This is a genomic window from Virgibacillus sp. MSJ-26, from assembly GCF_018918075.1.
GTDB lineage: Bacteria > Bacillota > Bacilli > Bacillales > Amphibacillaceae > MSJ-26.
Window position 1 is genome coordinate 128,182 of the sequence record NZ_JAHLPW010000004.1, and the last position, 25,314, is coordinate 153,495.

Annotated in this window: 29 protein-coding genes; 9 read left to right on the top strand and 20 right to left on the bottom strand. The window is 36.9% G+C overall.

The genetic code is table 11. The features are described from left to right. Positions 1–20: 20 nt before the first annotated feature. Entirely contained in the window at positions 21–737 is a 717-nt protein-coding gene (locus KQI49_RS04485; RefSeq protein WP_216487162.1) for a (Fe-S)-binding protein, read from the bottom strand. A 132-nt stretch (positions 738–869) separates the two neighbouring features. Here KQI49_RS04485 and KQI49_RS04490 point away from each other — a divergent pair, with 132 nt between their 5' ends. The 3 genes from KQI49_RS04490 to KQI49_RS04500 all read left to right on the top strand — a co-directional run bounded on the left by KQI49_RS04490 (position 870) and on the right by KQI49_RS04500 (position 2,906). Beyond that, a complete protein-coding gene (locus tag KQI49_RS04490; RefSeq protein WP_216487163.1) occupies positions 870–1,055 on the top strand; it encodes a DUF4025 domain-containing protein in 186 nt (61 codons plus the stop codon). A 324-nt stretch (positions 1,056–1,379) separates the two neighbouring features. Further along, the gene (locus KQI49_RS04495; protein WP_216487164.1) at positions 1,380–2,426 is read left to right on the top strand and encodes a tellurite resistance/C4-dicarboxylate transporter family protein; all 1,047 of its coding nucleotides are present in this window, start codon (positions 1,380–1,382) and stop codon (positions 2,424–2,426) included. A 54-nt stretch (positions 2,427–2,480) separates the two neighbouring features. Then, positions 2,481–2,906: a secondary thiamine-phosphate synthase enzyme YjbQ gene (locus KQI49_RS04500; protein ID WP_216487165.1), complete on the top strand. Its 426-nt coding sequence runs from the start codon at positions 2,481–2,483 to the stop codon at positions 2,904–2,906. An 82-nt stretch (positions 2,907–2,988) separates the two neighbouring features. Here KQI49_RS04500 and KQI49_RS04505 read toward each other — a convergent pair whose 3' ends face one another. The 4 genes from KQI49_RS04505 to KQI49_RS04520 all read right to left on the bottom strand — a co-directional run bounded on the left by KQI49_RS04505 (position 2,989) and on the right by KQI49_RS04520 (position 7,138). Then, a complete protein-coding gene (locus KQI49_RS04505; protein ID WP_216487166.1) occupies positions 2,989–3,669 on the bottom strand; it encodes a phosphoribosylaminoimidazolesuccinocarboxamide synthase in 681 nt (226 codons plus the stop codon). A 91-nt stretch (positions 3,670–3,760) separates the two neighbouring features. After that, the gene (locus KQI49_RS04510) at positions 3,761–4,735 is read right to left on the bottom strand and encodes a quinone oxidoreductase family protein (protein WP_216487354.1); all 975 of its coding nucleotides are present in this window, start codon (positions 4,733–4,735) and stop codon (positions 3,761–3,763) included. A gap of 463 nt (positions 4,736–5,198) precedes the next feature. Further along, the gene (locus tag KQI49_RS04515) at positions 5,199–6,413 is read right to left on the bottom strand and encodes a CynX/NimT family MFS transporter (protein WP_216487355.1); all 1,215 of its coding nucleotides are present in this window, start codon (positions 6,411–6,413) and stop codon (positions 5,199–5,201) included. A 35-nt stretch (positions 6,414–6,448) separates the two neighbouring features. Next, positions 6,449–7,138 carry a FadR/GntR family transcriptional regulator gene (locus KQI49_RS04520; RefSeq protein ID WP_216487167.1) on the bottom strand — a complete coding sequence of 230 codons (690 nt, stop codon included), beginning with the start codon at positions 7,136–7,138 and terminating at the stop codon, positions 6,449–6,451. 503 nt (positions 7,139–7,641) lie between these two features. Here KQI49_RS04520 and KQI49_RS04525 point away from each other — a divergent pair. Further along, a complete protein-coding gene (locus KQI49_RS04525; RefSeq protein ID WP_216487168.1) occupies positions 7,642–8,181 on the top strand; it encodes a DUF420 domain-containing protein in 540 nt (179 codons plus the stop codon). Positions 8,182–8,218: 37 nt separating this feature from the next. Here the strand turns inward: KQI49_RS04525 and KQI49_RS04530 are convergent, their stop codons facing one another. From KQI49_RS04530 to KQI49_RS04575, 10 genes are all read right to left on the bottom strand, one after another. After that, entirely contained in the window at positions 8,219–8,659 is a 441-nt protein-coding gene (locus KQI49_RS04530; RefSeq protein WP_216487169.1) for a hypothetical protein, read from the bottom strand. A 65-nt stretch (positions 8,660–8,724) separates the two neighbouring features. Then, the gene (locus KQI49_RS04535) at positions 8,725–9,429 is read right to left on the bottom strand and encodes a YqjF family protein (RefSeq protein WP_216487170.1); all 705 of its coding nucleotides are present in this window, start codon (positions 9,427–9,429) and stop codon (positions 8,725–8,727) included. A 36-nt stretch (positions 9,430–9,465) separates the two neighbouring features. Then, positions 9,466–10,026, bottom strand: a complete 561-nt coding sequence (locus KQI49_RS04540) for a helix-turn-helix domain-containing protein (RefSeq protein ID WP_216487171.1) — start codon at positions 10,024–10,026, stop codon at positions 9,466–9,468. 91 nt (positions 10,027–10,117) lie between these two features. Then, a complete protein-coding gene (locus KQI49_RS04545; RefSeq protein WP_216487172.1) occupies positions 10,118–11,131 on the bottom strand; it encodes a TolB-like translocation protein in 1,014 nt (337 codons plus the stop codon). A 14-nt stretch (positions 11,132–11,145) separates the two neighbouring features. Next, a complete protein-coding gene (locus KQI49_RS04550) occupies positions 11,146–12,012 on the bottom strand; it encodes a permease prefix domain 1-containing protein (RefSeq protein WP_216487173.1) in 867 nt (288 codons plus the stop codon). Next, entirely contained in the window at positions 12,009–12,332 is a 324-nt protein-coding gene (locus KQI49_RS04555) for a PadR family transcriptional regulator (protein WP_216487174.1), read from the bottom strand. The genes KQI49_RS04550 and KQI49_RS04555 overlap by 4 nt, the downstream gene beginning before the upstream one ends. A 149-nt stretch (positions 12,333–12,481) precedes the next feature. After that, the gene (locus KQI49_RS04560) at positions 12,482–13,003 is read right to left on the bottom strand and encodes a YusW family protein (protein ID WP_253286686.1); all 522 of its coding nucleotides are present in this window, start codon (positions 13,001–13,003) and stop codon (positions 12,482–12,484) included. Between the two features lie 178 nt (positions 13,004–13,181). Next, positions 13,182–13,436 carry a hypothetical protein gene (locus KQI49_RS04565; protein WP_216487176.1) on the bottom strand — a complete coding sequence of 85 codons (255 nt, stop codon included), beginning with the start codon at positions 13,434–13,436 and terminating at the stop codon, positions 13,182–13,184. Between the two features lie 152 nt (positions 13,437–13,588). Then, the gene (locus tag KQI49_RS04570; protein ID WP_216487177.1) at positions 13,589–14,923 is read right to left on the bottom strand and encodes a CoA-disulfide reductase; all 1,335 of its coding nucleotides are present in this window, start codon (positions 14,921–14,923) and stop codon (positions 13,589–13,591) included. A 184-nt stretch (positions 14,924–15,107) separates the two neighbouring features. After that, complete coding sequence (locus tag KQI49_RS04575; RefSeq protein ID WP_216487178.1) at positions 15,108–16,013, bottom strand: hydroxymethylglutaryl-CoA lyase; 906 nt, start codon at positions 16,011–16,013, stop codon at positions 15,108–15,110. Between the two features lie 320 nt (positions 16,014–16,333). On the opposite strand from KQI49_RS04575, the gene KQI49_RS04580 reads away from it, so the two are divergent. Beyond that, positions 16,334–16,753 carry a hypothetical protein gene (locus tag KQI49_RS04580; RefSeq protein ID WP_216487179.1) on the top strand — a complete coding sequence of 140 codons (420 nt, stop codon included), beginning with the start codon at positions 16,334–16,336 and terminating at the stop codon, positions 16,751–16,753. A gap of 46 nt (positions 16,754–16,799) precedes the next feature. Then, entirely contained in the window at positions 16,800–17,543 is a 744-nt protein-coding gene (locus KQI49_RS04585; protein ID WP_216487180.1) for a hypothetical protein, read from the top strand. Between the two features lie 94 nt (positions 17,544–17,637). On the opposite strand, the gene KQI49_RS04590 is transcribed toward KQI49_RS04585, so the two are convergent. The 5 genes from KQI49_RS04590 to KQI49_RS04610 form a co-directional block, all read right to left on the bottom strand. After that, entirely contained in the window at positions 17,638–18,678 is a 1,041-nt protein-coding gene (locus KQI49_RS04590) for a lactonase family protein (protein ID WP_216487181.1), read from the bottom strand. Position 18,679: 1 nt separating this feature from the next. After that, the gene (locus tag KQI49_RS04595) at positions 18,680–19,237 is read right to left on the bottom strand and encodes an O-acetyl-ADP-ribose deacetylase (RefSeq protein ID WP_216487182.1); all 558 of its coding nucleotides are present in this window, start codon (positions 19,235–19,237) and stop codon (positions 18,680–18,682) included. 77 nt (positions 19,238–19,314) lie between these two features. Next, positions 19,315–20,247 carry a S66 peptidase family protein gene (locus tag KQI49_RS04600; RefSeq protein ID WP_216487183.1) on the bottom strand — a complete coding sequence of 311 codons (933 nt, stop codon included), beginning with the start codon at positions 20,245–20,247 and terminating at the stop codon, positions 19,315–19,317. A gap of 337 nt (positions 20,248–20,584) precedes the next feature. Continuing rightward, complete coding sequence (locus KQI49_RS04605) at positions 20,585–21,205, bottom strand: YpjP family protein (protein ID WP_216487184.1); 621 nt, start codon at positions 21,203–21,205, stop codon at positions 20,585–20,587. A 568-nt stretch (positions 21,206–21,773) separates the two neighbouring features. After that, complete coding sequence (locus tag KQI49_RS04610; RefSeq protein ID WP_216487356.1) at positions 21,774–23,186, bottom strand: SpoVR family protein; 1,413 nt, start codon at positions 23,184–23,186, stop codon at positions 21,774–21,776. Between the two features lie 162 nt (positions 23,187–23,348). Here KQI49_RS04610 and KQI49_RS04615 point away from each other — a divergent pair, with 162 nt between their 5' ends. From KQI49_RS04615 to KQI49_RS04625, 3 genes are all read left to right on the top strand, one after another. After that, positions 23,349–23,492 (top strand): hypothetical protein, encoded by a 144-nt coding sequence (locus tag KQI49_RS04615; protein ID WP_216487185.1) that lies wholly within the window; start codon positions 23,349–23,351, stop codon positions 23,490–23,492. Positions 23,493–23,521: 29 nt separating this feature from the next. Continuing rightward, positions 23,522–24,025 carry a hypothetical protein gene (locus tag KQI49_RS04620; RefSeq protein ID WP_216487186.1) on the top strand — a complete coding sequence of 168 codons (504 nt, stop codon included), beginning with the start codon at positions 23,522–23,524 and terminating at the stop codon, positions 24,023–24,025. A gap of 226 nt (positions 24,026–24,251) precedes the next feature. Then, complete coding sequence (locus KQI49_RS04625; protein WP_216487187.1) at positions 24,252–25,190, top strand: prenyltransferase; 939 nt, start codon at positions 24,252–24,254, stop codon at positions 25,188–25,190. The last annotated feature ends 124 nt before the right edge of the window (positions 25,191–25,314 follow it).

Below are 25,314 nucleotides of genomic sequence, written 5' to 3' on the forward strand. Positions count from 1 at the left end.
TGACAACTCTCCTTTCCTTTTTAGTGATGATTTAAAATTTCAGTAATATGGGCGATTTTCACATGTTTACCTTCTCGAGACATTCTCCCGCCAATATTAGCAAGACACGCCATATCTCCACCAACTAAGTACTGGGCACCTGTTTCCGTGACATGTCGAGATTTTTCTTCAACCATCGCTGTCGATAGAGCTTCCTCTTTGACTGCAAATGTTCCTCCAAAACCACAACAATCTTCCTTAACCGGAAGTTCAATTAATTCGATTCCTTTTACGTTTCTTAATAGTTTCATAGGTGCTTCTCTGACCCCTAGAATTCTTGTCATATGACATGATGGATGGTAAGTGACTTTCCCTTTAAAAGTTGAACCTACATCTGTAATGCCGAGAACATCAACTAAAAACTGAGTGATTTCATACGATTTATCAGCTAAGTCTTGTGCTGCATCTCGCCAAACTGGATCGTCTTTAAATATTTTAGGATATTCCTTCAACATGCCCACGCAAGAACCAGATGGTCCTACCACATATTTAGAATATTGAAATGCCTTCATCATTTGTTTCATTGCTTTTTTTGATTCTTGTAAATAGCCACTATTAAAAGCTGGTTGTCCACAACATGTTTGCTGTTCTGGAAAGTCAACCTCACACCCCACATGTTCCAATAACTCAACTGTATTTTTACCGACATCTGCTGCTAATAGATCACAAAAACACGTTATAAACAGTGATACTTTCATGACTTACCACCTCCTGAAAGTTTACTAAAACTTATTACATCCATTTTAGCATTTATGAAGACTAATTCATCAATTTTCCGGGTATATCATCTCTATAGGTGAAAATATATTATATTTTTTAGGAGGAATTTTATGAGTGATCAAAAACAGGATGAAAAGAAAGTTGATATAGAAGACAGTAAAAATATAGCGGAACACAATTATAAACCAACAAAAGAGCAAAAAAGAACAGAAACTGAAGAGGCTCTTTCTGAGACCAATAACCAAATGCAAAAACAGTATTACAAAGGAACCATAGATAACAAAAGTGAGGATTAATCAAGATAAGAATTATGATATCTAAACTAAAAAGCGGGCCTTCCGCTTTTTTTCTGTTTATAAAGGTTTATAAAGTCATAAAACGTTTCTTGTCTTCTAACGCGTTGAGACTCACGTAAAAATTTGAATATCCGTAGTGTTCTAATTCCTGTTTTCATCTCACACAACCAGGAAAAAAACATTTTATACCGGATGTGATATTTGTCATTGATATAAAAATCAAACAAGTGTAATTTATAACATGAGGGTTTTTTGGCATACTAATAATTCCCAAAGGCATTTGAAAAACCATATATTTTTAATGTCCAAATTAGGAGTTTTATGATGAGTTCTATTATTATTGAAAAAATTAAAAGTCTATTTTCAGGATATTTCGCTCTTGTGATGGCCACAGGCGCCCTATCGATTGGAACCCATTTAATTGGAATGGAAGCTATATCTAAAACTTTGTTATTTATAAATATATTCGCTTATATTATATTATGGATTCTAACCATTTTAAGAATGATTAAGTTTTTTCCAGAGGTCCTTGCAGATATAACGAGTCATGCTAACGGACCAGGCTTTTTCACACTTGTGGCAGGTACTTGTGTGTTTGGTAGCCAATTGATTATTGTCGCTGGACAGTATGAAGTTGCGAGGTATCTTTGGTTTCTTGCTATTATTTTGTGGGTGCTCATTATGTATACATTTTTCACTGCTGTCACGATTCGAAAAAATAAGCCTACATTCGCTGAAGGGATAAATGGGGCTTGGCTTATTGCTGCTGTCGCTACCCAATCAGTTTCTATATTAGGGACGTTATTATCACCTTATCTTTATTTAGGGGTAGAAGTCGTCCTTTTTTTTACACTTTGCATGTATTTTTTAGGCTGTATGCTTTATTTAAATATTATCACTCTTATTTTTTATCGCTTTACCTTTCTTGACTTTAAATACGAAACATTAACACCACCTTACTGGATTAATATGGGTGCAGTCGCAATTACAACGTTAGCCGGTGCCACTCTTATCATGCACGCTGAAAGTTTCTCTTTACTAAATGAAATCACCCCTTTCCTAAAAGGGTTCACATTATTTTTCTGGATTACAGGTACATGGTGGATACCACTATTATTTATTTTAATGATTTGGCGTTATTTATATAATCATTATCCTTTAACTTATGATCCGCAGTTATGGGGAATGGTGTTTCCGCTTGCGATGTATACAACGAGTACATATCAATTATCAGAAGCTTTATCACTTCCATTTTTGAAAGTGATTCCAAACTTTATGGTTTTTATCGCTATTTTTGCTTGGGTGTTTGTCTTTATCCGGTTATTTTCACACTTAATTAAAGATGTATGGTTAAAAGGGAGAAAAGCATAGTGGGGAAAATAATCACCTTTACAAAATATGTTACCATATAAATAAATTCAATCCATGAAGGTAGTGAGAGCATTGACAAAAACATTATATCAATTCAATCTATCCACCCATGAAAAGCAATCATTTACGAACTTAGACAATTACTTGGAGCAAGCTTTATTTGAAAGTGGTGTGAAAGAGGGTATTCTAACTGTTTATTGTCCCCATACAACTGGTGCGATTACAATTAATGAAAATGCTGATCCCGATGTTAAAACTGATTTAAAACTTGGCCTTAATCAAACATTTCCTAATAAAGCAGAATATGTGCATTTTGAAGGAAATTCAGATGGCCATATGAAATCCTCAGTTGTCGGAGCTAGCGAAACACTAATCATCTCAAATGGAAAACTCATTCTTGGCACATGGCAAAGCGTGTATTTTTGTGAATTTGACGGTCCTAGAGAAAGAACGTTTTACGTGAAAATAATCCAAGGATAGACAGCTAAGGGAGGGCTATATACACAAAACCCGAACAATAATATTCCATTTGTTCGGGTTACTTTTTTATAAGGTGAATCTCTTATGGTGCTACTAACTTTTGCAATTCAATCGGACTAACATACTCACCATTTTTATAGGCGCGCATATTCCCGCCGGAAATCTCATCAATCAAGAGAACCTGGTCTTCTTTATTTCGTCCAAATTCAAGTTTTATATCATAGAGCTCAATCTCACGTTTAGCCAATTCATCCTTTACTAGATTAGAAATCCTGATGGTTAATTCCTTTAAAATTCTATATTCATCTCGTGTTAATATACCAAGCATTCTGAGAGCATCCTGATTGATTGGAGGATCGTTGCGCTTATCATCTTTCAACGTCACTTCAACAAATGCATCAAGAGGCTGACCTTCTTCAGCATATTTACCATATCTCTTTAAAAAGCTACCAACAGCACGATAACGGCAAATAACTTCAAGCCCGTCACCAAATGGCTTAACAGGGATAACTTTCATCGTCCCCTCATCCAACTGACTTGAGATGAAATGTGTTGGAATACCTTGTTTATGTAATAGCTCAAAAAAGAATGTTGATAGTCTTAATCCTGCAAGGCCGGCACCTTCTACCGTTAAACCGACCGTATTAGCTCCAGGGTCGAACTGGCCATCTTCACCAGTGACATCATCCTTAAATTTCAGCAAATAATTTCCGTCAGTCAATTCGTACACGTTTTTTGTTTTACCAATCACTTTAGGTTGCATGAGCATTTCCTCACTTTTTATTTCATTTAAATCCTAATAATTATATTTTATCACAAATTAACGGTTAAACAGCGAATATTTGGTGCTACTATTAAGGGGTTAAAATCACCTTTCCGGTCGTCTCTCGCCCTTGTAATAATTGATGAACAAGTGTTGCGTCTGTTAGTGGATAGGCGCCCCAAATTTTTAACTCTAACTCGCCAAAACTCACATAACCCAATAATTCTTCCAAACTACTTTCCAACAATTCAGGTCTTTGCATGATTTGTGGTAAGAAAAAACCGATAACTGATTGATTCTTTTTCATCAAACTTGATGGGTAAAATTGTGCTTGCTCGCCACTTGCAGCACCATAGATGACAAGTCTTCCAAATGTCGCCAGGCAATCGAGCGTCTTATGAAAAACTTCACCACCAACCATTTCCAGGGCAACATCCACACCTTGGCCATCGGTGATATCTAGGATCTTTTTTTCCCAGCCCTCTTCTGTATAGTTGATAAGGTGATCTGCACCCATACCCTGAGCGAGTAATAACTTTTCTTCATTGCTTGCCGTAGCAATCACTTTTCCGGCCCCAAATAACTTAGCAAGCTGTACAGCCAGCAAGCCTACACCACCAGCTGCAGCATGAATTAAGACAGTATCTCCTTGTGCAAGGCGTCCCATCGTTTTCAGCGTATGATAGGCAGTCAGCCCCTGTAAAGGGAGTGCAACAGCCTCCTCAAATTCAACGCCATCTGGAATAGGAATCAAACCTTTAGCTGGCGCCACAGCATATTCAGCATAACCACCTTGCTCAATTAGTGTTACAACCCGTTTACCTTTTTCTACACCGCGAACGTTTTTTCCAACTTCCGTGACGACACCTGCTATTTCAGCACCAGGCACAAAAGGTAATGGCGTGGGTACGACATACTGCCCTTCTCGTCGCGCTGTATCTGCATAATTAACCCCTATTGCTTTCACATCTATCAAAACTTCTTTTTCACCAACTTGAGGAACATCCATATCAATCAGTCCTAAAACATCTGGACCACCATACTTTTTGAACTGTACTGCTTTCATCATTTTAGAAATCCCCCTCTGTGTTGTGTTAGAAAAATTATAATTATCCATTATTTTAACATAAAAATTAGCAAGCAAGGGAAATATTTTCAATTGGTGATTATATAACAGAGTGGTGTTTCGCGGAATTACCTTTGTTTGACAGAGTTTTTATCACGATACGAAAAGTCCAACAACAAGATTTACACATCATAAGGGCGCTCATCACGATACGAAAAAGTCAACAATATGATTTACACATCGTGAGAGCACTCGTCACGATACGAAAAGTCCAATAACATGGTTTACACATCGTAAGGGCACTCGTCACGATATGAAAAATCTAATAACATGATTTACACATCGTAAGGGCACTCGTCACGATGCGAAAAATCAACAATATAATTTCACATCGTGAGAGCAGCCATCAATAGGAAAACTTCCAAAGTGAGAGACATACATCTATTAAGCACTTTTCATTCGATTATACACTTAAAGTTTCTGGCTCTTCCTCAAGAGTTTCATTAATGACTTTCTTCTTGCCCGCTTCAAATCCTGCAAGCAATATAACGACTGATACACCTATAAGCATGATAAGTGGGGCTGCCCAGCTTTCTGTAAGATCATGTAATGCTCCAAATAAAACTGGACCAATCGCGGCAAGTAAATAGCCAAAGGACTGTGCCATACCTGACATTTCTGAAGCTTGAATCGCACTCGTTGTCCTCATACTGAAAAACATCATCGACAAGCTAAATGCACATCCACCGGCAACACCAATTAAGATTACTGAAATAGGTATAAGTGTATGATTACCATATAAAACACCAGCTAATCCTAGAATGAAAAGTATTCCAGTTAACCCACTTAATAACGATTGGTTATCCATGCGTTCAGCGATAACAGGGATAATAAATGTCACTGGAATAATAGCAAACTGCATCAAAAACAACAGCCATCCCGATGCACTTGAACTGTAACCAATACTTTGTAGGATTTCTGGTAACCAAGTAATAACTGTATAAAATATAAGTGACTGTAATCCCATAAATAACGTAATGGCCCATGCAAGCGGTGAACGCCAAAGCGCTGTTTTTTCCCCTGGATTTTGATCCTCTGAATCAATTTCATCTTGCTTTTTCCCTTTTCTAAGTTGAGGCAACCAGACGGCGATACCAATAAAAGCAGGGAGACTCCAAAATGCAAGCGATCCTTTCCAGCCAAGTTGTCCAATCGAAGAAATCGGCACACTTAACCCCGAAGCGAGCGCGGCAAAGACATTCATAAATACACCATAAATCCCTGTCATAATACCGACTTTTAAAGGAAATTTCATTTTAATAAATCCTGGCAACAACACATTTCCAAATGCAATTCCCACTCCGATCAGAGCCGTACCAACGAAAAGTGATGCCGTTCCAAATAAAGACCTTAAGACGATACCTACAGCAAGTACACTTAATGATAAGAAGATTGTTTTTTCCATACTTATTTTATGGGCTATTTTCGGCGCAAACGGGGATAAAATTGCAAAAGCTATCAATGGTAATGTTGTGATTGTTCCTGCAAGCGCGTGACTGAGTTCTAAATCTGTTCGAATATATGAAATTAACGAACCAATCGATGTCAAGGGTGCTCTCAAATTAGCGGCGATTAATATAACCCCTAAAATTAACAGCCATTTATTTAACGAACTCATTTTTGTCTGATCTACTGATGTATTCTTTTGCAAAACTAATCCTCCTGAATCTGGGTAATTTTTTCTCTAAATTCTTTTATATAGTGGTTCACATGCTCAGTTGCATGCTGTACATTTTGTTGTTTAATCGATTCAAATAGCTCACTATGTATTTCCTTTTCGTAATCAAAATGAGCATCTGATATCATTAAATTTCTAATTGAGGAAACAAGTGGGTCTGTTATATAATCATACAACTCATATAGCATTTGATTATGGGCAGACTTCACAAGTGTTTGGTGAAACTGTATATCGGCTTTTAGAAAGTCTTCTAGATTACTAGTTGCAGCGGCTGATTTGCAAGCCTTAATCGCTTGTTCTAATTGTGTTAAATCTTCTTCAGTCCGTCTTTCAGCAGCAAGTTGTGCCGCTTCTCTCTCCAGAGCAAGTCTCACTTCTAAAGTTTCCATCACACTTGATTTCTCAACTTGTCGATGAAGAGCAGCTTCAAGGGAACTCTTTGATTTAACGATGGTGCCACTCCCTTGTTTAGTTTCTAGTAAACCAGCATGAACTAAGGCTTGAATCGCTTCTCTTAAAGTATTTCTACTAACATCAAATTCCTTCATTAGTTCCATCTCTGGCGGTAGGCGGTCCCCCACACACCATTGTCCACTTTCTATTAACTTTTCAATTTGACTCGATACTTGTTCAACTAAGCTAACACGACTCGTTTTTCTGAGCATTTTAACCCTCCGAAAAGTTGTAGGATGATTGGTACATATGACAATATATCATGAGTAACAATTGATGTAAATTGATTGAAAATTTGCTTTTACAAGGGGGGATATATTTGAAGAATTTTAGAGAGGTGAAAGCAGAGTAAGTCCCTAAAGTTGTCGATCTTGAAGGTGATGAAGACCACAAATGCAGTGATTTGCTCAAAAGTTGTCCTTCATAAAGTTAATGAAGACCACAAATGCGGTGATTTTCTTAAAAGTTGTCGTTCATCAAGGCGGTGAAGACCACAAATGCAGTGGTTTTCTCAAAAATTGTCGTTCATCAAGGCGATGAAGACCACAAATGCAGTGATTTTCTTAAAAGTTGTCGTTCATCTGTCTTCGCTCTAATAGACCTCAACAAGGCTGTTGATTCAGTTGGATAAAAGCGCTACTGCATAACGTGTCGTTTTAATAAAATATGTTACCATTGTAAGATAAAACAATTGAGAAGTGAGGTTACATATAGTATGCAAAAAGAAAATATTCCTAACGAACGCAATTACACCCCAATCATTATTACGTTAACTGTTGTCGTTAATGTTATTATTGCTGTATTATTTTTCATACCTAAACAAGATCGTGACATTCCATTTGATATTTCACTCTTGCCACGACTAAATGCAATTCTTAATTCATTCACATTCATCTTTTTAATCGCAGTACTCCTTTTCATATTACGAAAAAACATTAAAATGCATCGTAACTTTATCTTTGCAGCTTTTACCTCGACTGCCCTATTTCTTGTTTCATATTTAACTTACCATGCACTTGCGCCAAGCACATCATTTGGCGGAGAGGGCATAATAAAGACAATCTATTATTTTATATTAATCACCCATATCTCTCTAGCGCCAATCGTTGTGGCTTTGGCGTTGTTTTCATTTGTATGGGGACTGACTAACCAGGTGAATAAGCACAGGAAAATAGCACGCTGGACAATGCCAATCTGGCTTTATGTTAGTTTAACAGGTGTTATTGTTTATTTAATGATTTCACCTTACTATTAAAAAGAAGGAGCGGCTCGTATGCTAAGCTGCTCCTTCTTCACTCTCCCGGTCGGGATAATTCTATTTTAAACTTGCCATTTTCTTTAATCAGTTCATGTTCAACCACATCGACAATTTCTTCATTTTCTCCAGTTAAATCGATTGTGGTTTGAATTACACTTAAGGCAACATAACCCTCTGACTCTTCAATAACTTTCGGCGAAGATAGTTCATGTTGGAAGTTAGTTTCCTCGAATGCTTTATCAACTTGCTTGCGTGCTGTATCCTGCATCTTTTCAACATATGTATTCACAAACATATCTATATCTTTATTATTAGCAGCATCATTATTTTCTTCGACTACTTGATAGGCTTCTTCAGCGATACTCCCTTTTTCAAGCGGCTCACCCTTCTGTGTAGGTTCATCATCATTTGCAGAACAGGCTGTCATCAAAAGCGCAATAATTCCTATAAAAAGTATCTTGTAAGGTAATCTCATTTTAATCACTTCCTTAAATCAAGCTATAACTCAATTATACAGGAAGTTAACATTAAAAGAGATCGTTACTTTGACACTTTTCCAAACGTTTCAAAAGGATGGATATGCGTATGTTTAAATCTAGCATAATGAGCAAGGGGGTTTTCGGAAAAATGGAAAGGAGTGTTCTTATTTTCTATAATCTTAATATCAGCCTTCTGCAAATTCCAATGGGAATGAATAATTGGAGCTTTGAGTATCGTTTGTCCTCTAATCGTCCAGATACAATAACGTTCAGTTAAAAAATATGATAACGAATTTGATTCTGGTGTGAATTGTTGTAGCCTCGGGCGATATGCCACTTTAAAAGAGTTTGCTTTACGTCCCGCCAATCGATTAGCTGAAAAGTAAATCATATCTTTTTCTTGATAACTTACAATATTTGCTTTTGAAAAAGGCAATGAGGCTAAGTCTCCACCTAAGGTTACGAGTAATCTATTGGTATTAATGGAGAAGAAATAAACGCCGGGCTCATCTCCAAATTTAACATAAGATCTGACGTTCATTTGATTAAATGATGGATACGACAAAAACTTAGGCATATACCTTAGACGACTATCGGCTGCTTCAAATAGAACAAGGCTAATCCACCCCTTCCCGTCATAGGTATCTGGTTCAAAAGGGCGGGGCACAAGCTTTCTTAACTTTTCATATGTTACCGGTGTATGAATAAACAAGATATCTTGCCAACTTTGTTGAGCGACCCATGGCCAACGTCTTTTGGCGATCAAGAAACACCCTCCTTTGGCACTAGTGTAATAGATAATTTATTCCTCGTTATCTATAAAAACGGTTAAAATTTTAGCTCCTTCGTTATCTATCGGAACGAATAAATGTGGCTTTGTCCCTCTAAAATAGGCTGTGTCTCCCTTTTCCATGTATGTTTTTTGTCCGTCGTATAATAAATGAATTTTCCCCTCTAGTATGTAAATAAACTCTTCTTGTTTATGGGTGTAAGGCTCATGGCGTAGATTGGCGTCTTTGGGAGTGACATACACAATCGTTGGTTCAATATGAGAAAACTTTGACCGATTCGCAAGCAACTCATAGGAATATCCCATATGTTCATTACCTATTTTATATTGGCGTTTATCTTTAGGTAAGAGCACGATATCGGTTTCCGGATGATCATCGAGTACCCATGATAATGGGATCCCGAGCGCATCGCTGATTCTAGATAATGTGGCTACTGCAGAGGAAGTCTGTCCATTCTCTATCTTTGATAATAAGCTTTTTGAAATGCCGCATTCATCGGCAATTTGTTGCTGAGTTTTTTGCTGTCTTAATCGAACTTGCTTAATCTTTTTTCCAATATGTTGTAAATCCATTTAATTCGCTCCCTATATAGCACAAGTGCTTTTATCATAGGGGAACGCAAGAGTTTTAGTCAAGAGGAACGAGGACATGATAGCTAGTTGCCTACGATTCCTTTTCAGACATTTTTATTTCTACCCACTGACGGCTATCTTCCTTGTCTAAATCAATAATCCAATAACCATTAGCAGGCTCGGCACCTGCAAAATTCTCATCAACCGTAACAAGAAGTTTGTTTTGATGATTAAAGAAGACCGGACTTGTCACATGTTCATTAAAAGAAGTAACTTTTTTTGCCTCCTTTGTATTAAGATCAACGATAAAGCCTTCATAAATGTAATTGCCATCTTCACCTGCAACACCTGAAAAAACTACTCGTTCACCGTCATCCGCTAAAGCAGGCGATGAAATAATTGACTCTTTTAAGTCAGCACCTTTTGGTACAAATGCATTTTCCATCTCACTCTCTAATGAATAAAAGGCTAATATATCATCATCTCGATAACTATGATACATAATCTGCTCCCCGTCCGGTGTAACAGCAATGTCAGACATTTCATAAGCATCTTCATTTGTTAGTTGCTCTATTTGGTTGGTCTTTAAATCAAGGTGAAAAATATCAAACCCATGTGGGTGCTCTGACGCAATAGGTGAATAATTTTCATACACTGAGGATTGCAACAAGTAAAGCTCTTTTCCGTTTGGTGCGAAAGCTGCATCAGTGACATGATTTCCTTCACTCGTTAGCTCATCAATACTCTCATTTTCTATATTGATCATCATCAACTCTCCAAACGGTTCTTCATTCTCATCCCACTGTTTGATAAACGCTATATTTTTGCCATCTGGTGAGAAAACAGGATTTATATATGAAGTCCCCTCCTCAGGTTCAGCCAAAAGCTCAGCCCTACCTCCTGTAACTGGAACCGTGTATAACGAGGCATCTCCATCATGATAATAAGAGAAGGCTATCACTTGGTCATCTGGAGAGAGGTCAGTAGTTGCTCCTAAGCCACTATATCCCTGTGGTGTATCAGCCAATAAACTTATCCCCCATAAAATTAAAAATAATAAAGTTAGTCCACTGATAAATATGATGTTCTTAAATTTTAATGTCATAAAATCACCCCAATTCATAGAGAAAATAGTAAGTAGATAACGCCGAGTGGCAATACGGCAACAAGTAAACCAGTGAAAATAGATATGATAGGTTTTTTAGCAATTAACCGCATCTGTAATTTATAAAAAATTAACCAAACTACAACAGGAATTAATGGAATAACCAGTGGCCAAGTAAATCCACCAAATATCAGTATGACCCAGGTTAGAAATAGACTGAAGGTAATCAGCATCATACCAAGTATTAAATTGAGAAAATAACTAATAATAATAGCCGTTTTACCATTCTTTGCTTTATGCTTAGGAATATCCGTAGAGTAATAGGAGTTTGTAAATATAAATATGATACCAATTAAAATGGTGATTGCTAAATAAATCCAGAAAAAAACGTTGTTCCCATAAGCCGGTAACGGTTCAACCACCATAAAATTAAAACCGTTCCACATTAGCGTAAGAAACATAACCAAGTGAAGTACATAAAAGTGACGTCCCACGAAGGAAATGTTTATTGCACATAACGTAACAGCCCCACCGAACGCAAACTGGATAGCCAGCCAACTTGGAATAATTTCTTGAAGATTAAATGTAGCATTAAGATAAAATAGAACGCCATACACAATCATCGCAATACCGATGATATAAAGAAAGCTTCGCTGAAAGGGATACATGGCCTCTTGTAGATCTTTTCCGATATTGTTTGCTTTCCCAAAGTCTTCTAAAGCCTTATCTTCGGCCTTTTTCTCTGAAAACCCTTCCGTCATAAAATGTTTTTTGGCTTCGTAAATATGGCTAAGAAGTTCTTCACGAATATCTTCTCGCTCCTCAGTCGGGCTCTGAATTTGTTCCAAGGCTTGGTTAACGTATTTATTTACTTTATTCATTTCAAGTCACCTGTCGTTTGAATAATAAGATCGTTAACCCGATTCCATTCCTTTAGTTTTTTCTCGAGAATCATTTTTCCATCTTCTTGCAGTTGATAATATTTCCTCCTTCCACTATCTGTTTCTTGCCAGTATGAATAAATCCATCCTTTTTTTTCCATTCTTTTTAATGCAGGGTATAGTGTACCCTCCCCCATACTATAGAGTTGATTACTCTTTTCTTTTAATAGCTTAGCCATCTCATAACCATACATATCCTGTTGGCTTAATAGGTTGAGCAATAGAATATCAATGCTACCTTTTCTAATTTCACGATCCATTTTTGTCACCTCACATACATAGTATCACGATGTATGTAGTATTACAATGTAATCTTGTATTAGTACATTTCTCCAATTTAATGCTTCCTCCCCAAGCTCGACAGTAAAAAGCCAAACTCTCCATGAAAGTCTGGCTTTAATACATGCGATTATTTCCTATCCTCAAACTCCATTTTCACACCATCAGAAAAGGTAATTTCCAGTTCTATTTTTCTATAATCATCGTCCAAGTCAAAGACCTTTAATACTTCTGCTATCGCGTCTTCTTTTTCCGTATCTTTAGAAATTGTCAGTTGCTCAACTAAGGGATAGATCTTATCGAAGGCTTCTTGGCCATTTAAGTCTTCACCGTTAATCTCATCTTCTAAATCAGCTTTGACATTTCCTTCTTTTTGTTCAATTTCTGCTTCGTATTCTTGATCTGGGCCATAGTCCACTCCCAGTTCAAAGTCCGAATAATCGAGTTCGTCCATCTTTGCTTTCATGTCGTTTAAATCAGTCTCGCTATTTTCACTCTCATCATCTGTTGCATTTGTATCATCATTTTCTTGGTTAGACTTCTCTGTCATATTTTCATCATTCGGCTCGTCTGATGTTGTATTTCCTCCATCATTTCCTCCGCATGCCACAAGAGTTAGGGTTAAAATAGCTGTACTTATAAACACCATCATTCTTTTCAATTTAGTTTTCCTCCAATAGTTACCATTACAACATTTATAATTATGCTGTAATAGATTTGTATGTTAATTGGTCATCATCTTTCCACATACGAGGGGATTTTAAACCTTAATTGTTTTCTGAAGGTTAACTAAGACGTTTTATTCCAGACCTAAACCATGTGTTTGTTGATTAATTCAAAAACTCTTCTATTCTTTTATTAATACTTTCTATTTTTGCTTCTTCCATTACCTTTAAACGTTCATTTAATTCCGTTTGATTTTGGTCATTCTCATTTTGAGCTCGTTGGTTTTCATTAATAGCTTCAAGACTAGCTATTACTTCAACAGCACTTGCAACACCATTTAAGACGGATGATAATAAAGCGAGTTGAAGACTTAAATCAATGGAGTCATACTGTTCTTCTTCATCCCTTGATTCACTCACACAATCACCACTTCCTAAAATACTTTAACCCTTTAAATTATACGATTTCTTTAGAAGAAATATGTTAATATCATCTATATTAAAACGTATTTACCTGCTACTCATTTACGAAAAAAGCTGTTTATGAAATACTCATAGACAGCTTTTAATTATTAGTTATATGATTTTCGAGCCATTTGCTGAAGTGGATCCCAGGCGCCATTATAGGGGGGAGAGTAAGCTAAGTCTAAATCGACTAGTTGATGGATGGTCATTTTATTGTATAAAGCGGTCGCTAATACATCGATTCGTTTATCGACTCCGGCTTTTCCAATGATTTGACCACCAAGTACCTGACTCGTCCTTTCGTGATATAACAACTTAATGGTTATCGTTTCACTACCAGGATAATAGCTAGCGTTTGTGCCAGCGGTTGAAGTCTGAACTTTATAGGGTATATTTAATGACTTTGCTTCTGATTCGGACACCCCTGTTCGGCCAAGAGTTAAATTGAAGAACTTAATAATCGATGATCCAACGATTCCTTTAAATGTAAGTGCTTGTCCAGCCATATTAGCTCCCGCAATTCTCCCTTGTTTATTTGCCGTTGTGCCAAGTGGTATATAATCATTTATTTGCTTAATACGATGGTAATTCGTAGCACAATCACCCGCTGCATAAATGTTTTTTATATTTGTTTCTTGATATGGGTTAACGTAGATTGCCCCTCTGTCATTTAAATGTATACCGCTACTATTAAGAAATTCAGTATTTGGTTGAATTCCTATACCGACCAAGACAAAATCGGTGTTATAAGATTGATTATCTGTCTCAACAGACTCAACCCGATTTTTTCCGTCAAATCCTTTGACTGCTTCATTTAAAACAAGATGTATTCCTTTATTTTTTGCCTCTTCATGAATAAGTTCCGCCATATCACGGTCAAATATATTAGCAAGCTGAGATCCTCTTTGGATAAGAGTAACTTCTTTTCCAAGTGCAACAAAATTTTCTGCTGCTTCTAAACCAATATATCCTCCGCCTACAACAGTCACCTTTTGCACATTTTCATCTAAATCATTTAAAATATCTTTCGTATCTGTCAATGTTTTAAGTGTGTGAATGCCTTTTAAATGACTCCCTTCCCAATTAGGGAAAATAGGACTCGAGCCACTTGCAATCAGTAAGCGATCATAATTAATTTGGTATTTATGTTTATTATCAGTGTCTATCCCACTCACTGACTGCTCATCTGTGTTAATATCAGTTACCTTCGTATTGATTCGAGCATCAATTCCGTACTTTTCCCGAAAAGTTTTTACGCTACGGGCAATCACATCATCGAGAGATGGAACTGTTCCACTAATAACATAGGGCAAGCCACATTGCCCATATGAGTAGTGCTCCCCTCGTTCGAGAACCGTAATATTGGCATGTTGATCTGTTCGAACGATTTCCATGGCTGCACTCATCCCGGCCGCAACGCCCCCAATAATAACGTAATCCAATTTACTTCCTCCTTTACTTCTATATAGCAACTATTCCCTTGATTTGATAGGTGTAACCTTACCTATGAGAAAAAGCCACAATCCTTTTTAACAACATCGGTTGCGTTTTAAAAAGAATCGTGGCCTTATTTACATCTTTATTCCTAGCCGAGACATGTTTCTTTAATCTCACCCACTGCACGATCTAGTCTTGTGCTGCAGCGTAGGCAAGTGACTTGCTAGGCAGTGTCTTTCCCAATTTATTTTGGATGTAAAAAGCTGCTTCTTGAAGTTTTTTCTCATCAATACCCGTTTTTATTCCTAAGCCATGCAAAAGATAAAGAACATCGTTTGTAGCTACATTTCCTGCTGCACCTGGTGCGTATGGACACCCACCGAGCCCGCCAATTGAGCTATCAAATCGAGTGATCCCATGTTCCATAGATTCCATAATATTAGCAATAGCCATACCTTTCGTATCATGATAATGCATAATTATTTTATTTTGTGGAATATGTTTCAAAATAACTTCAAGTAAATCTCCAACTTGTGAAGGTACAGCAGTTCCAATCGTATCTCCAAGGGATAAATCGTCAACACCATATTCAAGAAGTTTATCACATACTTTTAAAACTTCTTCGGGTGTTACTATTCCTTCATAAGGACAATCAAATACCGTTGAAACATAGCCAGTGACATGCTTTCCAGCCTGCTTAGCTTCTTGAATCACTTCACTTAAAACTGGATAAGTCTCTGATATGGTTTTATTAATGTTCTTTTTATTATGGGTTTCACTCGCTGACATAAACACGGACGCTCCGTCGATGCCTGCCTCAAATGCCAACTCTAAACCTTTCATATTCGGAACAAGAGCAGAGTACGTGACATCAGACTTTCGTTTTATTTTGCGTCCGACCTCGTGAGCATCTGAAAGTTGCGGTACCCACTTCGGATGAACAAAAGATGAATACTCAATTTCTTTTACGCCTGAAGCTGATAACATATTAATCCAATTTACTTTATCTCCTGTTGAGACACGTTTCTTTTCATTTTGCAAACCATCTCGTGGTCCTACTTCCTTAATTTGAACGTATTCTGGCCAACGACTCATCATAACCCTCCATTCGTTATTTTTAAATTTCATGATATGATAATTGTTATCTATCCCTATTGTATGCGCTTTCAACAATAGGTAGTTTTATTAATAATTACTTAAAGATTTAATACATCATATTCACTTAAGTTTATTTATATTCAACATTGTTGAATATACTATATAATAAATATTCTGTAAATGTCAAGTTAGCTACTAATTAATCATATGAAGGTTAAATAATATTCTTTTCTGGTATAACTACTATGACGTTTTGTGAATAAGATGAAGCGGCTACAGTAAATACTATATATAAAAATTACTAACGAGGGATGCCCATGTTTTCTTTTCGAGGAGATGCTCATAAAGTTTACCTGAAATTACGCAATCAAACTGATGTTAAACAAAACAAAGATCTCCAAGAAACTGCAAGAATAAAAGCCTTCTATGAAACATTCGCTAGTGAGACCCTTCAACTGGTCTACTATCGTATGATTAAAGAACAAAGCGGAATGGGAATCATACCTATTTTTGTTACCGCAGTTCCATGGCTTTTATTTTTATTTTCAGAGAAAATTCAACACGTGTTATTTGATAATGGCGGAATGATTTGGGCAATATTTATACTTGTTTATCTCATTGCTTTAACGATCAGTACGGTTTTTCATTTTAAAGAAAGAGCTTGGGCAGCTTTTCACATAGAAATAATTAAAGATATTCTGGATAGCAGAAAAGGAAATGAGGGTATAAAAGAGTAGGAAGTATTCACTGGATTATAAAAAATTGGGGGGGGGGAAGACCTACGTGTTATTTCAAGCAAAGTTTCTAGAGTTTTTACCTGCTTTAAAGCAATTAACCTGGCAAGATTCACTAGAAAAAAGTGACCTTTTGACTCATTCATTTTTGTTAGAAAAAGAAAACAATCTAACAATGTATTATGCACCTCATAATGAATATATTAATCCAGATGCCCAAGTGTTAATTGTCGGCATTACACCGGGTTGGAAACAAATGAAGACAGCTTACACCAAAGTGATTGATTCTCTTTATTCAAATGAAACTGAAGAACAAATTCTAAAGCAAGCTAAACTAGCAGCAAGTTTTTCCGGACAAATGCGCACTAATTTAGTATCCATGTTAGATCAATGTGGACTTGCTGATGCTTTAGACATTCCAACTACAGGCCGACTTTTCACCTCACACCGTTTCAGATTACATACAACTTCTATTATTAGATATCCTGTTTTTTATAAGGGTAAAAACTATACAGGCCATGTACCAGCTATCCACCAATCTGAAATGCTAAAGTATTATATTGATAACATTTTTTTAAAAGAACTAACCTATATGAAGGAATCTATTCTCATAATACCTTTAGGAAAAGTAGCAGAACAGGTCATAAGAGAAGTTGAAAATATGTACTCTTTCACCCATTTATCAGGGTTCCCCCATCCTTCAGGGGCAAATGGACATCGAATAAAACAGTTTAAACGGAATTATGAACAATTAAAATCCACAATAAAAAATTGGAGTCATCGTCAAATATAGTTGCGGGAGGATTTACTTATTTATAAAAAGTCCATGACGGTTTCTAAAATAACTATCATGGACTTTGATTATAAATATTCAGCAGAAGATTCGATTAGTTACCGGGTAGAAATGTTACACAAACAACTTCAGGTACATCAACTTCGGACTCTAGCTTCGTTAGCTTGCCTGTTTTCTCGTCTCGGGAAAAGAGGACAAGATTACCTGAATGTTGATTGGATGCTACAATAAATTTCTCACTCGGATCAAGTGCAAAGTCACGTGGCCACTCACCACCTGTAGGTGTATGTTCTACGAGTGTTAGCTTCTTACTTTTTTGATCTATACTAAATAGAGTAATACTATTATGGCCGCGGTTACCTGTGTAAAGAAATCTACCATCTGAGGAAACATATATAGCACTTGCATCATTTGTTTCAGTGAAATCTGCTGGAATAGCTTTTATTGTTTGCTTCTCTGCAAAAGAGCCCTCATCGGCATGATAATCCAGTACAATCACTTCAGAACTAAGCTCCGTCATTAGATAGGCAGTTTTTCCATCAGGATGGAAGGCAATATGTCTTGGACCGCTTCCTGGCTCAACTTCCAATGTCGTCACTTTTTCTAATTGGCCTTTTTTGATACGGTAAGTCACTAGTTCATCCATGCCTAAGTCTGCAGCAATCACATACTTCCCATCAGGTGTATGAGCTGTATAATGAACATGTGGCTTTTCTTGACGTTCGTGTGGCCCACTTCCTTCGTGCTCAATTGCTGATGTGGCTGGTTGAATGCCCCCATTTTCATTAAACTCAAGCAATTCAACTGTTCCTTTATGATAATTTCCAGTTAATAGTGAATCCCCTTGTGCGTGTAGATGGCATGGAGGCGCTCCTGCATTTAGTTTACGATTAAGATAGCGTAGTTCCCCTGTTTCAGGGTTAATTTCATAAGCAGCAACCCCACCTAGATTCCCATCCTGTGCAACAGAATATAAGTGACGTTTATCTTCACTCAAAGCTAAATACGTTGGACTTCCGATTCTTGAAGCTACTTCAACAGTACTTAAAGTCTGTTTTTCAGTATCTAAGGTAAAACGATAAATTCCTTTACTTGTCTCTCTTGTATATGTTCCTGCAAAGCCTATGTACTTCATTTTATTCAACCTTTCTTAAATTATTTAATGCATGTTTATAAGCGTTATAATCTGCTTCGGAAAAGAGTGTCATAATTACCTTTCCAAATGATTGGTTTTCTAAGAAATTTATAATAGTTTCCATAGCAATATTTGCTGCTTGATCAACTGGAAAATGGTACACACCTGTTGAAATAGAAGGGAATGAAATGCTTCGTAAGTCATATTGATGTGCAAGTTGCAACGAGTTTTTATAGCAATTAGCGAGTAGCTGGCCTTCTTTATTATGATGACTTCCCCATATAGGACCAACTGTATGGATAACATACTTCACAGGTAGCTGATACCCTTTTGTGATAACAGCTTGGCCTACCGATAAATAATCATCATTCAGTTCACTTGAACGAATTTGCTTGCACTCTTCAAGGAGCTCTTCACCAGCTGCTTGATGAATCGCTCCATCCACTCCCCCACCACCAAGAAGAGAGCCATTAGCCGCGTTAACGATTGCCTCTGTAGTTTGTTTAGTAATATCCCCTGTTATTAACTCAAGGTCATTATTATTTACATTCACTTTCATACCAGTCACCCCTAAAAGTAATTGGTGCAGTACTACCTCTATAAACTATTTTAACATGAAACGATGTGTGATAATAATTAACTGGGACGAACGGTAGATTCAAGCACAGTTAACGTATCATTCGTTGTATCTAAAGACACGGTAGCCCCAATGGGTATGGCCGCTTTATAAGTTCCATGAGCAGTTGTAACATTTGTCATCAACGGCTTACCTAAAGGTACAATTAATTCATCAATTACATCTTCATATGATGTACCGTATGCGACTGGACAGTTCGTACACTGACCCATGACGACACCTGCACAATCGTCAAACTTACCTGCTAGTTTTAATGCACTTAAATACCTGTAAATTGTATTTGCGGGTTCATTCGTGTCTTCCAACAGTAAAATTCTATCTGTTGTATCAATTTCATAAGGAGTTCCCAACGTATCAACGAGTGAAGTGATATTCCCTCCAACAATGGGACCAACGGCATGACCTCGCACTTTACTTATCTGCTCTATTCCAGAAGGATTAACAATTTGCCGTGGAGAAGTAATTGTAGAAGTGGCCTCAAAAAATTGATTGTAATTATAAGAAGGCGTATTATTTCTAAAGTTAAGCAATAATAAGCTCTGAAATGTAATTAAATTAGCCTTCTGAGCAAGTGTATTCAATAACACCGTTATATCACTATATCCAGATATAATTTTAGGGTGTTCTTCTATAAATGAGTAATCTAAAAAAGGTAGAATTCCAGAAACGCCAACACCGCCTCTTGTTGGCAAAATCATTTTTACGTTTTCACTTGCAAACATTTGCATTAAATCAGCAGCACGCTGCTCATCCGATCCTGCAAGAAAACCTGTTTGAGAATACACATTTTCACCAAGGACAACTTGAAAGCCAAAGTGATCCCTAAGTGTTTGAATCCGCTCATTAATAATACTTGCTTCAAGTGGACTTCCAAGAGTCACGATACCAATCGTATCACCAAGTTGCAACATTGGGGGTTTTATTGTCGCCATTGACTCACCTCCGAATATAAAATTCAATTCTCCCTTACAATATTCAGAAGCACCCCCACTTGTTACACATCCAAAAACTCAAGCGACCGGTTAGGAACGTACAAGCTGGAGAAGACCTGACGAGATAAAGGAGAACCGAAGAGCGGAGCGATTCGAGTTCGACTTATCGTAGGAAGGTATTCGAAGCTTGGTAGTTGCTGGGCGCTTGCGCTGAACGTGGCCAATTTCAGTATAAAATTATCCACAGAAATTTTAATGTTATAGTACGCTAAACGATTAAAAAAACAGAAAGTGTTAGCTTAAACGAGCTCACTTTCTGTCTAGATTATATGCTGAGTCAAGCCATCCATTTAGGGGGAACGTTTTTATCCCAATAAATTTCACCAATCTCATGATGTTCTTCAAAGTTATCTTTGCTTAAATGATAATGAAAATTAAACCAATACCCCTCTTGTGGACGATTATCCCTTCGAACATGAAATCTGGCTAAGTCTTTATGTGTCCTCATATCATAAACATGGAAAATTTTCTCGCCCATCCCACCTGCAGGATGTTCAGTAATCCCGTAATATGGTAGTTCATCTTGATCATTTTCAGTTAAAACTGTCTGCAGGACTCTCTCAATGTTCGGTAAGATGGTTTCGTTAAATTCGTGATCCACTTGTTTAATAATTCTTGGTCCGAGCTTACTAATGGTTTGTTCCCTCGCTTTTTCAGTAAGTAAATGAACCATTTCCTCCTGTTCTGTTAGCCTAGGAAGAGTGGTTGTTAGACTAGTATCCGGTGTCTTATGAACTCTATCAACGACAGGTTGAACCTCTTCATTAATATTGGAACTAGACTCGGTAGCACCTTTGTTTTCGTCTAGTTCTGTATTTAAATGAATGGGTGGAACATAAATTCCAAGCGTCATAATTGTAATTACTACAACAGCTATTTTTCTAAACCAGAGTTTCATATCAAGCACCCCTACCTCGTCTTCTATACTTAAATTCTAACACTTTTTTTATAAATATACACCTATAATGTCCATAATATTTTCAACATTTAAACATAAATTTTGCATAATTAATTTAACATACAACCCTGGGGACCATGGAGAAGGGAAAAAAATACACAACACCTGTTGTTCTTTTGATAAACTACCCTTGAGAAAACTGAATTCTCAATACTGCACATTTGACATAAACTGCGGAATAGATGTCTTCATCCCGGACTATGCGGCTTCATCCCGAGCTATGCGGCTCCGTCTCGGGCTATGCGGCTCCGGAACGAGGTGGACGCACTCATTTTGCTAGAATTAAAATAACCACACAAACAATCTTCACTAAATCGCAGTTTATGAATTTTGTGTATAAACAGCTATCTTGTTCGTTCAGCGGAGAACCATAGTTCGATTTTTTATAAAAAGCCCCATCTGATTAGCATGAAGATGATTAGACGAATTATAAGCTCAGGTCTCGTTCACTATTTGAACTTATTCTATTGATGTGAAAGTTGAAATTTCAATAGTATATTAGTTTTTATCATAAAATGCGATAATAGACTTTTGAGCCATCAAATGTATACAAGACAGGTTTATTATCAATCTGAGTTTCCATGTGAACTGCTCGACCCCATAGTTGATAAATATAAGGCAGAACTTTTTCTAAATATTTAATATCTAGTTCTACTTCTTCGTAATAATGTTTTAAATATAATTCACCATTTTTTAAGTAATCTCCGTTTTCTACAGCAATATAAGGAAAGCCCCCGTTAATTCTGGAAGAGATAAGCTGATCCCTTACTTCCTCAAACTCCTTAGAAGATATTTTATACTCATCCCCTTGTTTCTGGAATAGATATAAATCTTCCTCTTGAACCAAGTCTTTCGTCAAGTAATTTCTAATGAACGATTGATCCGAATCCATTTCCCTAACTTCAAATATCTTTTTCCTTCCAGAGTTCGGCTTGACACCAAATTTCTTCATTTCGTCTGACGGATAATCGTACTGTCTTTCAATCGATTCAAATAGTTTCACTCCCAAGTAATAAGGGTTAATTTGAGTTTTTGAAGGTTGAATCACATTTGCATTTAATTTAGCAAATTCAATCGTTTCCCCCGAGGTGAGATTCATCTCCCGTATAATGCGTTGATGCCAATAACTTGCCCAGCCTTCATTCATTATTTTCGTTTCAAGTTGTGGCCAAAAATAAAGCATTTCCTCACGCATCATGGTTAAGATATCACATTGCCAATCCTCAAGTTCGTGGCTATAGTTTTCAATGAACAGCAAAAGATCTTTTTCTGAATGTATCGGAAACTTTTCTTTAGCGACTGTCCTGTCCTCATCCTTTACTACTTTTTTATCAAGTGCCCATAAGTCATCATACGCTGTTAATTGCTTTGTAGTTGTCTCCTCATTCTCTTCTTCCTTATTAAAAGATAATTCTGTTCGCATAATAGATGGATCAATATGTTCTTGAATGGCCAATATCGCATCCAAAAACTTTTCTACCTTTTCTTTGCCATGAATCATTTCATAATTACTAATCCGTTCAGCTGTAGCCGTCATACTTTCAACCATATCACGCCGTGTATGTGAAAAATGAGCGTTGTTTTTAAAGAAATCTGAGTGAGCCAAAACATGAGCCACAATAAGTTTATTTTGAATCAAGCTATTTGTATCAAGTAAGAAGGCATAGCAGGGATTTGAATTAATAACTAATTCATAAATTTGACTTAAACCAAGATCATAATGGAGTTTCATCTTATGGAACTGTTTCCCAAAACTCCAGTGACTAAATCGTGTCGGCATGCCGTATGCTCCAAAAGTATATATTATTTCAGCAGGGCAAATTTCATAACGCATCGGATAATAATCAAGCCCAAAGCCATCCGCTATTTCTGTGATTTCATCAATAGCTCGGTGTAGCTTTTTTATTTCAGACACAGCTATCCCTCCAGTTTGAATTTATATAGTTTATGAAGCGACACACCAAATGATGATTGATTGGCTAAAGTCGTTCAGAGGTCTCATCCTGTTTTTAAAAAATTTGATGTACGTCAAAGAATCATAATAATAATTAGAGGATAATGGAATTAAAGGGAGGGAGTAAAGATGAGCGAGACTTATGATAAAACCCGCGAGGAATACTTAGAGATTGATCGAATGATTAACGAAGGTCTAGGTGGAAGCGGTATTTACAAATCATTCGATAAAAAAAGATATGAATTGATCAAACTCCCATCAGAAAAACAATAATTAATTACCTATAGAAAGGACTGAGAAACATGCCCTGGGAAGTAAGACAAATTTTGTTAATGGTGCATATATTATTAGCCATTATCTGGGTCGGGGGTGTTTTATTTGTTGGCTGGGGCGTCTTTCCTGCAGCTAGAACACTGACGTATAAAGTTCAACGGGAATTTTTTCACGCTCTAATGAAATGGACGCATTGGCTTTTCACTCTCGCCGGGACTGGTGTCATTGCGACAGGAACTCTACTTGGCACAGTTGGTGGTCCAATTAAAACATGGGATGATATTTGGCAGACAACTTATGGTCATATTTGGGCAACGGCCTTTATTGTAGCAACATTTACTTTGCTTTGGGGCATCACATTCGGTTACAAACAATCAATGAAAGTTTTCTCAGAAGAAGAACGCTGGATTTGGAAATTGGCCGCAAATGGAGATAAACATCCTTTAAATCAGTCGATGCTAAAAATCGTGGTTATTGAAGGTGTTGAAGCAATTGGTTTTATAATCCTTATTGCTTTAATGGTTATGCTGTGAACCACTCACCACTTAATTTCATACGAAATTTGAAGTAGGAGCTTCTCGTTTCCGAGAACATTGCTTATATATGGTAAGATACGTTCAGTCAATTAGCGCATCTAAAGAAGTACTTGACCGAAAGCCAATTCATCTCCACCTTACCGCCTAAGCTATTGCCCTTCTCACACTTGAAGATGGAGGCTTCTTGGCTAAAAATGTTAACTTTTTAAAGGAGGTTTTTTAAATGGCTAAAGAAATTCTCAACTCACAGATTGACCTAGTTTCTGAGCACTATGTTTATAAGGGCTCTTGGATTCAGCTGTTTCGTCCCTTGACATTGACGGGAACACTTAGCCCTGTTCTTGTCGGTACCGCATTTGCTGCTAAGAGTGGGACAATACGACTTGATATCTTTTTGGCTATATTGATGGCTGCACTATTCATTCAATCATCAACTAACGTGCTAAATGATTATTATGATTTTAAATATGGGCAAGACAACGATAAATGGGTGCTCGCTCATGATGCTCCTAATGGTCATGGTCCTGCTCACAAAACACTTCCTATACTAGCCGGAACGATGATTACTCTATCAATCATCATTGGTCTTTGGCTTGCTTTTGCGAATAGCGGAAGTACTGCATGGGTGATCACTACAGGAATTCTCGGTATATTAGCAGGGATAAAGTATTCAGCAGGCGAACATTCATTTTCTTCGATTGGATTAGGTGAAACGACAGCATTTTTATTTTTAGGGCCAGTCATTACAACACTCGCCTTTATCGTTCAAGGAAATAACATCAACTGGCAAATATTAATACTCTCACTTCCTTTTGCTCTTTTGATTGCTTCTATGACTTTAACGAATAATATAAGAGATTTAAAAAAAGATATCGGCTTTAGAACGACACTTGCTAATTTATTAGGTCGAACCCGCGCGGTTTATTTACTAGCAACCTTACTTTCATTAGCATATATAACTGTCTTTTTATTAATTATTTATCATATTTTACCTTATTCTGCATTAATAGTATTTTTGGCAACACCGCTAGCTGGTCGGTTGATTTTGTCCTACCGAAAAAATGCGCAACGTAGTGAAGAAATTAAAGGAATGGCCAGAGCGGCTAAGCATCATTGGGTTTTCGGACTGCTATTAGTCTTTGCTATGTGGATTATAGGTTAGAAAATGGCATGAGAAGTATATTTTAAATACGAATATCTTTACGCTGTTGCTTTGGAAAAGCATTTCGCTTTCCGCAGGCGCTGCTAATCCTTCTGCTGGACAGGTAAATACTTCGACAGCAATA

What these genes read in the sequence shown, in the direction of transcription:
- KQI49_RS04485 (WP_216487162.1), bottom strand. Translation starts at nt 737, where the DNA reads ATGAAAGTATCACTGTTTATAACGTGTTTTTGTGATCTATTAGCAGCA.
- KQI49_RS04490 (WP_216487163.1), top strand. Translation starts at nt 870, where the DNA reads ATGAGTGATCAAAAACAGGATGAAAAGAAAGTTGATATAGAAGACAGT.
- KQI49_RS04495 (WP_216487164.1), top strand. Translation starts at nt 1,380, where the DNA reads ATGAGTTCTATTATTATTGAAAAAATTAAAAGTCTATTTTCAGGATAT.
- KQI49_RS04500 (WP_216487165.1), top strand. Translation starts at nt 2,481, where the DNA reads ATGAAGGTAGTGAGAGCATTGACAAAAACATTATATCAATTCAATCTA.
- KQI49_RS04505 (WP_216487166.1), bottom strand. Translation starts at nt 3,669, where the DNA reads ATGCAACCTAAAGTGATTGGTAAAACAAAAAACGTGTACGAATTGACT.
- KQI49_RS04510 (WP_216487354.1), bottom strand. Translation starts at nt 4,735, where the DNA reads ATGAAAGCAGTACAGTTCAAAAAGTATGGTGGTCCAGATGTTTTAGGA.
- KQI49_RS04515 (WP_216487355.1), bottom strand. Translation starts at nt 6,413, where the DNA reads ATGAGTTCGTTAAATAAATGGCTGTTAATTTTAGGGGTTATATTAATC.
- KQI49_RS04520 (WP_216487167.1), bottom strand. Translation starts at nt 7,138, where the DNA reads ATGCTCAGAAAAACGAGTCGTGTTAGCTTAGTTGAACAAGTATCGAGT.
- KQI49_RS04525 (WP_216487168.1), top strand. Translation starts at nt 7,642, where the DNA reads ATGCAAAAAGAAAATATTCCTAACGAACGCAATTACACCCCAATCATT.
- KQI49_RS04530 (WP_216487169.1), bottom strand. Translation starts at nt 8,659, where the DNA reads ATGAGATTACCTTACAAGATACTTTTTATAGGAATTATTGCGCTTTTG.
- KQI49_RS04540 (WP_216487171.1), bottom strand. Translation starts at nt 10,026, where the DNA reads ATGGATTTACAACATATTGGAAAAAAGATTAAGCAAGTTCGATTAAGA.
- KQI49_RS04545 (WP_216487172.1), bottom strand. Translation starts at nt 11,131, where the DNA reads ATGACATTAAAATTTAAGAACATCATATTTATCAGTGGACTAACTTTA.
- KQI49_RS04550 (WP_216487173.1), bottom strand. Translation starts at nt 12,012, where the DNA reads ATGAATAAAGTAAATAAATACGTTAACCAAGCCTTGGAACAAATTCAG.
- KQI49_RS04555 (WP_216487174.1), bottom strand. Translation starts at nt 12,332, where the DNA reads ATGGATCGTGAAATTAGAAAAGGTAGCATTGATATTCTATTGCTCAAC.
- KQI49_RS04560 (WP_253286686.1), bottom strand. Translation starts at nt 13,003, where the DNA reads ATGATGGTGTTTATAAGTACAGCTATTTTAACCCTAACTCTTGTGGCA.
- KQI49_RS04575 (WP_216487178.1), bottom strand. Translation starts at nt 16,013, where the DNA reads ATGAGTCGTTGGCCAGAATACGTTCAAATTAAGGAAGTAGGACCACGA.
- KQI49_RS04580 (WP_216487179.1), top strand. Translation starts at nt 16,334, where the DNA reads ATGTTTTCTTTTCGAGGAGATGCTCATAAAGTTTACCTGAAATTACGC.
- KQI49_RS04590 (WP_216487181.1), bottom strand. Translation starts at nt 18,678, where the DNA reads ATGAAGTACATAGGCTTTGCAGGAACATATACAAGAGAGACAAGTAAA.
- KQI49_RS04595 (WP_216487182.1), bottom strand. Translation starts at nt 19,237, where the DNA reads ATGAAAGTGAATGTAAATAATAATGACCTTGAGTTAATAACAGGGGAT.
- KQI49_RS04600 (WP_216487183.1), bottom strand. Translation starts at nt 20,247, where the DNA reads ATGGCGACAATAAAACCCCCAATGTTGCAACTTGGTGATACGATTGGT.
- KQI49_RS04605 (WP_216487184.1), bottom strand. Translation starts at nt 21,205, where the DNA reads ATGAAACTCTGGTTTAGAAAAATAGCTGTTGTAGTAATTACAATTATG.
- KQI49_RS04615 (WP_216487185.1), top strand. Translation starts at nt 23,349, where the DNA reads ATGAGCGAGACTTATGATAAAACCCGCGAGGAATACTTAGAGATTGAT.
- KQI49_RS04620 (WP_216487186.1), top strand. Translation starts at nt 23,522, where the DNA reads ATGCCCTGGGAAGTAAGACAAATTTTGTTAATGGTGCATATATTATTA.
- KQI49_RS04625 (WP_216487187.1), top strand. Translation starts at nt 24,252, where the DNA reads ATGGCTAAAGAAATTCTCAACTCACAGATTGACCTAGTTTCTGAGCAC.